We start from the raw sequence: 12,801 nt of genomic DNA, 5'->3' as shown, positions 1-12,801 counted from the left end.
CATTCAAACTCAGATTCTCGCTAGACTAAGAAATCAGCGTTTTTATTCATTGACTGAATTGAATAAAGAACTCTATATACATAACCAAAAAATCAATGAAAAACAAACTAAGACCTTTCCTATGGGGAGGACACAGCTATTTTTACAAACTGACAAAGTTGCACTATCACCATTACCAGAACTGCCATTTGAGATATGTGAACGTAAGTATGATGTACGTGTTAATGAATTTGGTCTGATTGAGTGGAATAAGCATTTTTATTCAGTACCTCATCAATATGTACATTGCCTAGTTGATCTTAAAGTGACACAACATATGATTGAAATTACACATCAGCGTCAATTTATTGCCCAACATTTATTAAATGATCAAACTGGTGGCCATACGATTTCATCCGAGCATATGACTGAGACACAACGAGCTTATAAAGAATTAACTTTACCTTATCTAATCGAATGGGCAGAAAAAACAGGCCCATATACGACTGAATTTGTCCAAAAGAAAATTTCGGAGAGACGTGATTTTGCGAACGGTATCCGTACAGTACAACGATTAAAGCAATGGTCTAATCAATCAGGATACACAAGTGAAGATTTAGAGTCTGCTTTGCAATATGCTATAAAAATTAATGCTTTAACTTTTGACAGAATAAAATCAATTATCCAAAAAAAAGTATATGGTAATCCTAGGGATACACCTACTACTAAACTCACTTTACATCATAATATCCGAGGTGCCGATTATTTTAATATCAACAAATTAGGAGATAAATGATGCTATCACCTGATTTAAGAAATAAATTAGTTCAACTCAGATTATCAGCTATGGTCAAAGTTTTGGATTTACATTTGGTTGACCCAAAATTTTTAGAATTAACGTTTGAGCAACAACTCACTCATATCGCCGATGCTGAAATTTCAGATCGTGCCAATAGAAAAATTAGTCGATTATTAAAAAATGCAAGCCTGAGATACCCTCGCGCATCAATAGATAATATTGACTATCACTCAGAAAGAGGCATTCAGAGACGCCAAATTTCAACATTATTTGATAATAAATGGATTCAGCATCGTCAAAATTTAATTATTCTTGGTGCAACTGGAACAGGAAAAAGTTGGTTAGGTTGTGCCTTTGCAACACATGCTTGTCGCCATCATTATAGCGTTTTGTATTTCAATACCAATACTCTGTTTGAGGCACTAGCTCTTGCTGTAGCTGATCGAACGCTACCGCAGTTAAGACGTAAGTTGATTAATACTAATCTATTAATTATTGATGACTTTGGCTTGGGAAGCATAGATTCGCATTTAGCATCCATATTTCTGGATATTATTGACTTACAGGCCGTAAACGGATCATTACTTCTAACAAGTCAGTACCCTACGTCTGTATGGCATAGTCGATTTGAAGATCCCACATTGGGAGATGCTGTTTTAGATCGGATCGTGCATAAAGCTCATCTTGTAGAGTTACAGGGAGAATCTATGAGAAAAAGACAAGGCAAAAATACAAATTAATTTTTAGGGAGACTGAAATATGTCTCCTTTATTTTATGTATGAAAAAATGGTCAGGTTAGAAAGATTTTATCTGGTCATATCAAAAGAGCATGAGTGGTCAGGTCAATAGATATTTTGCATTATAAATGGCTAATTGGCGAATTTTTTACAATTACCCTAAGTAACAGAGATAAAAAATTTACTCATGAAAACTGCCTCATTCCTATGTACAAAACATTTAATTTAATGAATAATTTAAATAAGTTGCTTAACTTTAAAGTTTATATTACTGGATAATAAAAAATTTATTTCTGCATGTTTATTCTTATCATAAACAGACTATTGTGGTTCTTATTTTCGTATTGAATTTGCCCTGCATGAGCTAAAACTATAGCATGAACAACTGAGAGACCTAAGCCAGTCCCACCAAACTCCCTATTCCTAGATTGCTCAACTCTAAAAAAAGGTGTGAATAGTTCATTTTGATATTGAACTGGAATACCTGGTCCATCATCTTGAACTTCCAATATCCACATATTTTCTTTCACAACAGATCTAATCCTAATTACTCCAGGATTCGCATATCGTATAGCATTATCTATGAGTGCAATAAGTATTTGTTCTATACGACGTTGATCGCAATAAATTAAATCATCTGATACCTCTGATAAGATTTCAATTCTTGCATTAGATAATTTTTCAGAAAACATTATTTTTATTTTATTTACAGATTCCTCAAAGTTCACAGGTTCTATTTTTAATTTAAGTTGTTGATTTTCAAACAAACTTAATGTTCTCAAATCTTCAACCAAATACGACAATCCTTCAACTTGATGTAGTAAGCTTTTCATTAGAGAATGATTCGGTTCGAATACTTCATCAACCACTCCTTGCAATCGACCTTGAAGTATAGTGATTGGGGTCCTCAGCTCATGCGCAATAGCAGCATTCCAAATATGAGCATTATTATTTGACACTTCAAACTTTTGCGCCATATCGTTAAAATTATTGATCAATTCTAAAATTTCATTAGAAGTGTCTACAGGCTCAGGGACTCGGGTTGCTAACTCACCTTGGCTAATTTTTCTTGTAGCAATTGCTAAAGATTGTAAAGGCACAATTAAACGGCTTGCATGCTTCACACCTAGAAATATTGATAAAGCAGAGCCTATAAATAAGACTGATAATATCCATAACCAGTCTAAAAGATGGAACCAAGGCCAGCTATGATATAATTGTTCTAAAGTTACAAATTTTGATTTAAGTGCTATTCCATAAATTGCAATGCCTATAATGCAGGCGATACAAATAATGCTGAAATTAAAAATACACAATGTAAAAATCAGCTGCTTACTGACTCCATATTTATTTTTCATTAATTTGATCTAGGCGGTAGCCTACCCCCCGAATATTGATTAACATTTGGCAATCCATTTTTTCTTCAAGTTTCTTCCTTAACTTACTCACATGACTATCTACAGTGCGTTCTAAAGCATTACCATCTGGTAAACAATGGTTCATTAACTCACTACGCGTAAATACTTTATAAGGATAATCAATCATTAACACTAAAATTTTATATTCAGTCAATGTGAGATTTAGTAAAGTTTTCTTATTGAGTTGATGTATATAAACACTATGAACATCAGTATCAATTTCAATATTTTTGTACTTTAAATTTTTGTTGGGAATCTGAGTGCTTTGATTTGTCCGTCTAAGTACAGCATGAACCCGTGCAACAACTTCATTTGGGTTAAAAGGTTTGATCACAAAATCATCTGCCCCCATTCTCAATGCAGTGACCTTATCAACATCCTGATCCAGTGCTGTTAGCATAATTACTGGTGTTCGTTGATTGCTCTGACGTATTCTTTTTAAAACCTCCCAACCATTTAATTCTGGTAACTTTATGTCCAAAAGTATGAGATCTATTGATTGTGTTGCATTAATTTCTATAGCCTGTTTTCCATTCATAGCGCGAATAACTCGCATACCTTCTCGCTGTAAATAATGCTCAATGATATCCCCAATATCATACTCATCTTCAACAACAAGAATAAGTCTATCTTGAACATCTAAAGAGTAAGGGTTTTCAAACATAGCGATGAAATCTTAATAATACTTTACTTATCATATCGTCATTTTTCTTGCAATCTCCACACTTTTTCCATCTTTTATCAACGCTTCTTCCACACTTATTAAAAATAATATAAATATCAAAACTCCAAGGTTTGAATAATATGCAAAAAAATTTATTACTCCCATTATGTTTGTCTGTCGCACTTGCTCTACAAGGCTGTGGTTCAGATGAGGCCGCTCAGAATGAAACGCCGACGAGTAAAGTCAGTGTGCTCAGCATTCAACCACAATCTGTAAACTTCAGTGAAAACCTTCCAGCACGCGTACATGCTTTCCGTGTTGCAGAAATTCGCCCACAAGTCGGTGGAATTATTGAAAAAGTATTATTTAGACAAGGAAGTGAGGTTAAAGCAGGACAAGCCTTATATAAAATTAACTCAGAAACTTTCCAAGCCGATGTAAATAGTAATCAAGCTTCACTCAAAAAAGCAGAAGCAGAAGCCGCCCGTTTAAGAGTTCAATTGGAGCGTTATCAACAATTGCTCCCAAGTAACGCCATTAGTAAACAAGAAGTTAGTAATGTTCAGGCTGAATATAATCAAGCCCTAGCTGATGTCGCTCAAATGAAAGCTTTGCTTACACGACAAAACCTGAACTTGCAATATGCCACAGTTCGGGCCCCTATCTCTGGCCGTATTGGACAATCTTTTGTCACTGAAGGAGCTTTGGTTAGCCAAGGTGATGCCAACACCATGGCAACGGTACAGCAAATCGATAAAGTCTATGTCGATGTGAAGCAATCGATCAGTGAATATGAACGTCTACAGGCAGCATTACAAAGTGGAGAGCTCGCTGTAAATAGCGAAAATACGGTTCGTATTACCAATAGTCACGGACAACCTTATAATGTCGTAGCAAAAATGCTATTTGAAGATATCAATGTTGATCCTGAAACAGGTAACGTGACCATTCGCATTGAAGTCAATAATGCTGAACGAAAACTCCTTCCGGGCATGTATGTTCGCGTCAATATTGATCGTGCAAGTGTACCTCAAGCATTACTCATTCCCGCACAAGCTATTCAACGTAATATTAATGGCGATCCGCAAGTCTATGTGATTAACGCCAAAGGCATGGCTGACATTCGCCCGATTGAGCTTGGCCCACAATATGAACAGTATTACATTGCCAGCAAAGGTCTGAAAACTGGAGACAAAGTAGTTGTCGAAGGTATTGACCGTATTCAGCCCAATCAAAAATTAGAACTGGCGACTTGGAAAGTTCCTACATCAACGAATAAAGCTGTATCTACTGAGGCTCAAAAACCCAATGCACAAGGAGCTCAATGATGATGTCACAATTCTTCATTCGCCGCCCTATCTTTGCATGGGTGATTGCGATTTTTATTATTCTCTTTGGTTTACTCAGTATTCCTAAGCTCCCGATTGCACGTTTTCCAAGTGTTGCACCACCTCAAGTTGTTATCACAGCGACTTATCCTGGTGCAACTCCAAAAGCCATTAATGACAGTGTCGTCACTCTAATTGAACGTGAATTATCTGGTGTTAAAGACCTGCTTTACTATAGTGCCACTACAGATACTTCAGGGATTGCGCAAATTACTGCGACCTTTAGGCCTGGTACAGATCCCGATATGGCTCAAGTAAATGTACAAAACAAAATTAAAGCTGTTGAAGCCCGATTACCTCAAGTTGTTCGTCAACAAGGTTTATTAGTAGAAGCGTCATCCTCTGGTTTTTTAATGCTAGTCAGTCTTAGCTCTCCAAATGGAAAATATTCAGAAATCGACTTAAGTGACTATTTGGTTCGTAATGCCGTTGAAGAACTTAAGCGTGTTGAAGGTGTTGGTAAAGTCCAATCTTTCGGTGCTGAAAAAGCCATGCGAATTTGGGTCGATCCAAATAAACTGGTGTCTTATGGTTTATCCATTAGCGATGTCAACAACGCAATTCGTTACAATAATGTCGAAATTGCCCCAGGTCGTTTAGGGGATGTGCCTTCAGAAAAAGGACAATTGATTACGATTCCACTCTCTGCTCAAGGGCAATTAAATAGTGTTGAAGAGTTCAATAATATTAGTTTAAAAGGCAAGCTGAGTGGTAGTTCGATTAAATTATCAGATGTTGCTCATGTTGAAATGGGTTCTCAAGCTTACAATTTTGCTATTTTACAAAATGGTAAACCAGCCACTGCTGCTGCCATCCAGTTAAGTCCTGGGGCGAATGCGGTCAAAACAGCAGATGGTGTGCAAGCCAAAATCGAAGAATTAAGAGCAAATTTACCAGAAGGGATGCAAGTCGATATTCCTTATAACACGGCGCCTTTTGTTAAAATCTCGATTGAAAAAGTAATTTATACTTTACTTGAAGCCATGGTTTTGGTTTTCATTGTGATGTATTTATTCTTACACAATGTTCGCTATACACTTATTCCAGCCATTGTCGCGCCGATTGCCCTGTTGGGTACTTTTGCTGTCATGCTGATTGCGGGTTACTCGATTAACGTACTCACCATGTTTGGTATGGTGCTCGCAATCGGGATTATCGTCGATGATGCGATTGTGGTGGTTGAAAACGTCGAGCGGATTATGGCGACCGAAGGTTTGTCTCCGAAAGAGGCAACCTCTAAAGCCATGAAAGAAATTACCAGTCCAATTATTGGGATTACGCTGGTTCTTGCCGCGGTATTTTTACCGATGGCTTTTGCCAGTGGTTCAGTCGGAATTATCTATCGTCAATTTACAGTGACGATGTCCGTGTCGATTCTATTCTCAGCACTTTTAGCACTGATTCTAACGCCAGCGCTGTGCGCTACCATTTTAAAACCAATCGATGGTCATCATCAGAAAAAAGGCTTCTTTGCTTGGTTCGACCGCACTTTTGACAAAGTGACGACCAAATATGAAATGATTTTGGTCAAAGTCATTAAACATAGCATTCCAATGATGATTGCTTTTGTGGTCATCACAGGTCTCACTTTTGCAGGCATGAAATATTGGCCAACGGCATTTATGCCAGAGGAAGACCAAGGCTGGTTCTTAACCACATTCCAATTACCATCCGATGCAACACGTGAAAGAACGCAAAACATTGTTCAAGATTTTGAAGGTAATTTATCCGGAAAATCAGATATTAAGAATAATATTTCAATTCTTGGATGGGGGTTTGGTGGTGCTGGGCAAAACGTAGGCGTGTCATTCACGACACTCAAAGATTTTGATGAGAGAACAACGCCTTCATCTGAATATGCCAACTCATTAAATACCGTAATGGCAAAAAGCGGTGAAGGCAGTGTGATGTCGATCCTTCCACCGCCAATTGATGAATTAGGTACATATTCTGGTTTTAGTTTACGTTTACAAGACAAAGCCAATTTAGGTATGCCAGCACTCATCAAGGCCAAAGAGCAACTCCTTGAAATGGCCGCTAAGAATGAGAAATTCTATATGGTGTGGGCTGAAGGTTTACCAGAGGGTAATAGCGTTAGCTTAAAAATCGATCGGGAAAAATTAAATACTCTCGGTGTTAATTTTGCTGATGTCTCAGATATCATCTCAACTTCTATGGGTTCAATGTATATCAATGACTTTCCAAATCAGGGTCGTATGCAACAAGTCATTGTTCAAGTCGATGCTAAATCACGAATGCAACTTGAAGATGTTTTGAATTTAAAAGTGGCAGGTGCAAGTGGGCAATTGGTTTCTTTGTCTGAAGTGGTTAGTCCTCAATGGAGTAAAGCACCTCAACAATATAACCGTTATAACGGTCGACCTTCATTAAGCATTGCAGGTATTCCCAATATTGGAACTTCATCAGGTGATGCAATGCGTGAAATGGAACAATTGGTTGCCAAGCTACCTAAAGGTATTGGCTATGAATGGACAGGAATTTCCCTGCAAGAAAAGCAGTCTGAATCACAAATCGCATTTTTACTGGCTTTATCGATGTTGGTCATTTTTCTTGTACTCGCTGCGCTGTATGAAAGCTGGGCTATTCCTTTGTCGGTCATGTTAGTCGTACCACTGGGTATTTTTGGTGCAGTGGTTGCCATTATGTCGCGAGGCATGATGAATGACGTGTTCTTTAAAATTGGTCTGATTACGATTATTGGTTTATCAGCCAAAAATGCCATCCTGATTGTTGAGTTTGCAAAAATGCTACGAGAAGAAGGCATGAGCTTAATTGAAGCAACTGTTCAAGCATCAAAACTTCGATTACGCCCAATTCTAATGACATCACTCGCCTTTACTTGCGGTGTAGTCCCATTGGTCATTGCATCAGGGGCAAGTTCTGAAACTCAACATGCTTTAGGTACTGGTGTATTTGGTGGCATGATTTCCGCAACCATTCTGGCGATTTTCTTTGTACCAGTCTTCTTCATCTTTGTATTAGGCACTGTGGAAAAACTGTTCTCTTCCAAAAAGAAAACCTCATCCTAATTTGAATTAATCGGAGGAAATATAAAAGTTTCCTCCGATGCCATTTATTCCTAAACACTTTTATTATTTGGAAAATACCATGTTTAAATCGACTACTTTAAATCGAGGACTACTGGTCTCCACACTTTCAATGGCACTCACTGCCTGTGTGAGTATGCAAGCTCCTCTACCCACAATCAAATCAGATATACCACAGAACTACGACAATACAACCAATGGAACCTCAATTGCAGCGCAAGGCTATAAAGAATTCTTTTCAGACTCACAGTTACTACAAGTCATTGAAATTAGTTTAAATAACAACCGTGATTTACGTACAGCGACTTTGAATATTCAGCGTGCACAGCAACAATATCAAATCACTAAAAATGACCAACTCCCTACGATTGGTGCATCAGGTAGCGCTGTACGACAGGTCAGTCCTTCTGTAAACCCCAATAATCCGTATTCTACCTTTCAAGTGGGATTAGGTGTCACTGCCTACGAATTAGATTTTTGGGGTCGTGTGCAAAGTCTAAAAGACGCTGCTTTGAATAATTACTTTGCCACTCAAAGTGCAAAGGATGCGACACAAATCAGCTTAGTCAGCCAAGTTACACAAGCATGGTTGAATTATGCTTTTGCAAATGCAAATTTAACCCTTGCTGAACAAACATTAAAAGCACAGCTGGACTCTTACAACCTGAACAAGAAACGTTTTGATGTGGGTATTGATAGTGAAATCCCCCTCCGTCAGGCACAAATTTCGGTTGAAACAGCACGCAATGATGTTGCGAATTATAAAACTCAAGCAGCTCAAGCACAGAATTTGTTAAATCTATTGGCGGGACAATCCATTCCTCAAAACCTACTACCCAATCATGCAATTAAAAACATCACCTCTGAGACGGCTTTTGCAACAGGTTTACCGAGTGATTTACTTAATCATCGTCCAGACCTAAAAGCTAGTGAGTACCAACTGCGTGCTGCTGGCGCGAATATTGGTGCAGCCAAAGCAAGGCTCTTCCCCACGATTAGTCTGACAGGATCTGCTGGTTATGCATCGACTGAACTAAATGACTTATTTAAATCAGGTGGTTTCGCTTGGTCGGTTGGACCGAGTATTGATGTTCCAATTTTTGATTGGGGAACTCGTAAAGCCAATATACAAATTTCTGAAATAGATCAAAAAATTGCACTTGCTGACTATGAGAAAGCCATTCAATCTGCTTTTCGTGAAGTCAATGATGCGCTTGCAGCCCATGCACATATTGATGATCGTTTAAGTGCACAGCAACGCTTAGTCTCAGCCACGGATACGACTTATAAACTATCTAGCGCCCGGTTTAGAGCCGGTATTGATAACTATTTAACGGTCTTGGATGCACAACGTTCTGCTTATGCAGCCCAACAAGGGCTACTGATCCTTGAGCAAACTAAACTGAATAATCAGATTGAACTATATAAAGCGCTAGGAGGTGGATTAAATAAAAAATGAATTAAACACTTTCAAAAATATTTTAAGGGCTAATCAAATACATGATTCGCCCTTGACTTAAATAGTTTCTAAAAACTAATTAATACAAAATATTCTGACCCTATATGTAATTAAGTAATTTTAGAGTTTTTAGCCACACCTTGCTTACGAGGTTTATCTATGAAAATACGAGTATTTATTCTGAACCAATATCTATTAGCATTCACATTATGCAGTATAACTGCTCTCAGCGGGTGCCAACTTGTCAGCCTGAAGCAACAAACCCTTCACACAACACTTGCTAATGAACGTAATAGCATACTTACGCAAAATAAATTGAGTGAAGCAAGCCTCAATGTTATATATATGTCGAATAAAGACGTTAAAACATGTATACAGGCCCCAAAAGAATGTATAGACACATTAAAAAAGATACCCCAATTACAAGATGAACAATTATTATCTACTGCTAGTGAATTATATCTATCAAAAGCAATTGCTCTTTCAGAGTCTTATGAGTGTGAAAGTAATAAACTTATAAAAGCTAAAACAGAAGAAGGGCAAAAACATTTAAAATGTTTAGATGAACAACTTGATGCATTGTAAGCATCCGCTGAACCCCATTGCTATGTTTTAACGAGGTTCAGGTTTCCAACGGTGTGGCAGTAATTCTTCTATTTGGGTCACTTTATGTGTCGGCAGCCTTTTCAGCACATCACTTAAATAGGCATAGGGATCCGGCCCATTCAGCTTTGCTGACTGAATCAGCATCATGATGTTCGCCGCTCGCTGCCCATTGCGCAATGATTCTGAAAATAACCTGTTCTTACGTCCCAAGGCCTACCTAAAGGTGGATCCATAGATATTCAATGCAATTTAATTTTTGGATTAACCCTTCTTGCAAAAAGATCTTTAGCCGTAATTAACATGGTTTTACCTATACCATGTATTTTGGTTTGATGGATCCGATATAGCGTCTGATACATCATTCTAGCAGATTGACCTTTTACAATTTTATCCCCTAATATTTGCCCAACCGCATCTGCTTCACTAAGTGAAACCAAGGTTCCTTTTTCATTAAACTTAAACATGGGTAAGGATTTTCCATTGAGGTAGCAAATAACAGCATGCACTAAAAATTCTGCTTGTTGGCTAGCCACCTGTGCTCGTGCACCTAATGGTTTCTCACTACTATCCAATTGACAATGTGCACAGTCGCCAAAAGCAAAGATACTTGGGTCAGTGAAGGTTTGTAATGTGGCATGTACTTTCAATCGATTGATATTGTCTTTTTCAAATCCTACTAGGCTCTCTAATACTTTAGGTGCTTTAATGCCTGCAGCCCAGATAATCGAATCGGCTTGTATTGAGAAACCATCTGAAAAGTGAATCGTTTTATCCTCAATACTTTTCACTTGATGATCAGTTAAGACATTGATATCTAAACCTAATAAAACATCTTTAGTTTTAATCGAAACCTGTTCGGAGAGCGTATTGATTAACCGGTTCCCGCCTTCTATTAAATGGATATTAATATTTTCAGGTCTAATTTTTTTAAAGCCATAATCAAACAAGGTATGTTTGGCTTGTGCTAATTCAGCAGCAAATTCTATACCTGTAGCCCCGCCTCCAATAATAGCAATATTAAAAACGGGTTCATCCTCAAGTAAATGAGAGTTCTTATAGACCGTCATCATATTTTTTTGGAATTTTTTCGCTTGCTCAATATCATCAAGAAAATAACAATTATCAGCTACTCCAGGTGTACCAAAATCATTTGACTTTGACCCCACAGCTAAGACCAGTACATCATAAGACTTTTCATATGTATAATTGATTAATGGAGTATCTTCTATTATTGTTTGCTCAATTTTGAGTTGCACGGTTTTATTTTGATGATCAATATTGATCAGTTCTCCCTGCATAAAATGATAGTCATGCTCTTTTGCATGATCATAATAATTGGTTTCCTCTTCTGCTACATTTAAAGTTCCCACCGCAACTTCATGCAGCAGAGGTTTCCAAATGTGGGATGGTGCTTTATCAATTAAAGTGATTGAAATGTCTTCATTCTTTTTCAAAGCATCTGATAATTGTGTGACAAATTCGAGCCCACCAGCTCCACCGCCCACTACTACAATATTTTTCATAGATTTCTCGTCAATATCATTTTGAAATGTGAAAAGAAAAACTCTTTTCACATTCATAACAGTCAGATTAATGGTGATCGCCACCTAAAGCCTTGTACAAATCCACCTTGGAACTTACCATTTGCAAATTGGATAAAGCATTTTGAGCTACACATAAACTTCTGTGGGAGTCCGGAACATTTAAATAGCTATCAATACCTGCTTTAAATCGAGCTTGCGCCAAGTTATATGAAATTTGGGATGTCTTGGAGCAATTGCTTTTACGCATTTACTCGGCTATCCATGAACTCCCTAAAGACCAACACATCATTTACTTCTTTAAATGCGGTCTGTATGGATTTTCATATTGAGCCAAAGTGATGTCATAATCGATTTTGCTGATTTCTAGATTTTTTTTACATGTCCCATAATTCAATAGCGACATATCAATTCTAGAACCCAAATTCCATATCCCTTTATCAAAAAGATCTGCAGATGCAAAATCTGCTTTTCCAGTTAAAGAAATACTTGGAAATAAATTTGCATTCGCGACTTGAATATTGGCTCCAGAAGTAACCAATTTTTATTTTGCATGTTTCAAATCGGGTCGATTGATTAATAAATCACTGGGTAAGCCAACTTTATTTAAATCTGTATAAATCACATGCAAAACCTTAACTTTTGGCAATAAATGATCCGAAATCATTGTCCCTGCCAATAATTTAATTAAGTTATGATCCTGCTTGATTTGCGTCTGTAAAACTAACATATCATATTGAGCAGCATACATCAATGTTTCAGACTGACGTACTGCGACTTCAGAAATGTACAATATTTATTACAAAAAACTCAAAATATGATCAACGATATATAAATTAGCGTGACTAAAATCACATATTACTTGAAATTATAAATCATCAAAATGGACTTGGTTGGTAAGCATCCGCTGAACCCCATTGCTATGTTTTAACGGGGTTCAGGTTTCCAACGGTGTGGCAGTAATTCTTCTATTTGGGTCACTTTATGTGTCGGCAGCCTTTTCAGTACATCACTTAAATAGGCATACGGATCCAGCCCATTCAGTTTTGCTGACTGGATTAAAGTCATGATATTTGCCGCTCGCTGACCACTGCGCAGCGAACCTGCAAATAACCAGTTCTTACGCCCCAAAGCCCAAGGC

At 37.5% G+C, this 12,801-nt stretch carries 11 protein-coding genes and 2 pseudogenes; 6 read left to right on the top strand and 7 right to left on the bottom strand.

The window, feature by feature from the left end:
- Window positions 1-775: Mu transposase domain-containing protein (locus ACY3FQ_RS17440; protein WP_489774539.1), on the top strand; the 775-nt coding region annotated here is incomplete at its 5' end.
- Window positions 772-1,518 carry an IS21-like element helper ATPase IstB gene (gene istB / locus ACY3FQ_RS17435; protein WP_227539200.1) on the top strand — a complete coding sequence of 249 codons (747 nt, stop codon included), beginning with the start codon at window positions 772-774 and terminating at the stop codon, window positions 1,516-1,518. The genes ACY3FQ_RS17440 and istB, both read left to right, overlap by 4 nt.
- Before the next feature lie 285 nt (window positions 1,519-1,803).
- Here the strand turns inward: istB and adeS are convergent, their stop codons facing one another.
- Window positions 1,804-2,874 carry a two-component sensor histidine kinase AdeS gene (gene adeS, locus ACY3FQ_RS17430; protein ID WP_068523819.1) on the bottom strand — a complete coding sequence of 357 codons (1,071 nt, stop codon included), beginning with the start codon at window positions 2,872-2,874 and terminating at the stop codon, window positions 1,804-1,806.
- Window positions 2,864-3,598, bottom strand: a complete 735-nt coding sequence (gene adeR, locus ACY3FQ_RS17425) for an efflux system response regulator transcription factor AdeR (protein ID WP_068523821.1) — start codon at window positions 3,596-3,598, stop codon at window positions 2,864-2,866. The genes adeS and adeR overlap by 11 nt, the downstream gene beginning before the upstream one ends.
- 140 nt (window positions 3,599-3,738) lie before the next feature.
- On the opposite strand from adeR, the gene ACY3FQ_RS17420 reads away from it, so the two are divergent.
- From ACY3FQ_RS17420 to ACY3FQ_RS17405, 4 genes and pseudogenes are all read left to right on the top strand, one after another.
- Window positions 3,739-4,926 carry an efflux RND transporter periplasmic adaptor subunit gene (locus ACY3FQ_RS17420; protein WP_140992658.1) on the top strand — a complete coding sequence of 396 codons (1,188 nt, stop codon included), beginning with the start codon at window positions 3,739-3,741 and terminating at the stop codon, window positions 4,924-4,926.
- Window positions 4,926-8,036 carry an efflux RND transporter permease subunit gene (locus ACY3FQ_RS17415; RefSeq protein WP_269494533.1) on the top strand — a complete coding sequence of 1,037 codons (3,111 nt, stop codon included), beginning with the start codon at window positions 4,926-4,928 and terminating at the stop codon, window positions 8,034-8,036. The genes ACY3FQ_RS17420 and ACY3FQ_RS17415 overlap by 1 nt, the downstream gene beginning before the upstream one ends.
- A gap of 79 nt (window positions 8,037-8,115) precedes the next feature.
- Window positions 8,116-9,513 (top strand): AdeC/AdeK/OprM family multidrug efflux complex outer membrane factor, encoded by a 1,398-nt coding sequence (gene adeC / locus ACY3FQ_RS17410; RefSeq protein WP_068523827.1) that lies wholly within the window; start codon window positions 8,116-8,118, stop codon window positions 9,511-9,513.
- A 159-nt stretch (window positions 9,514-9,672) separates the two neighbouring features.
- Window positions 9,673-10,095, top strand: a pseudogene (locus ACY3FQ_RS17405) (alpha/beta hydrolase); the annotation flags it as partial.
- Between the two features lie 30 nt (window positions 10,096-10,125).
- On the opposite strand, the pseudogene ACY3FQ_RS17400 reads toward ACY3FQ_RS17405, so the two are convergent.
- The 5 genes and pseudogenes from ACY3FQ_RS17400 to ACY3FQ_RS17380 form a co-directional block, all read right to left on the bottom strand.
- A pseudogene (locus ACY3FQ_RS17400) lies at window positions 10,126-10,332 on the bottom strand (transposase domain-containing protein); the annotation flags it as partial.
- A gap of 26 nt (window positions 10,333-10,358) precedes the next feature.
- Complete coding sequence (locus ACY3FQ_RS17395; protein ID WP_284878492.1) at window positions 10,359-11,642, bottom strand: NAD(P)/FAD-dependent oxidoreductase; 1,284 nt, start codon at window positions 11,640-11,642, stop codon at window positions 10,359-10,361.
- Window positions 11,643-11,952: 310 nt separating this feature from the next.
- Entirely contained in the window at window positions 11,953-12,201 is a 249-nt protein-coding gene (locus ACY3FQ_RS17390; RefSeq protein ID WP_284878490.1) for a TolC family protein, read from the bottom strand.
- Window positions 12,202-12,204: 3 nt separating this feature from the next.
- Entirely contained in the window at window positions 12,205-12,453 is a 249-nt protein-coding gene (locus tag ACY3FQ_RS17385; protein ID WP_284878489.1) for a hypothetical protein, read from the bottom strand.
- 134 nt (window positions 12,454-12,587) lie between these two features.
- The coding region (locus tag ACY3FQ_RS17380; protein ID WP_489774537.1) for a transposase domain-containing protein at window positions 12,588-12,801 on the bottom strand (214 nt) is incomplete at its 5' end.

The organism is Acinetobacter sp. AB03 (genome assembly GCF_058107045.1).
This window is presented reverse-complemented; position numbering and strand designations above follow the sequence as displayed.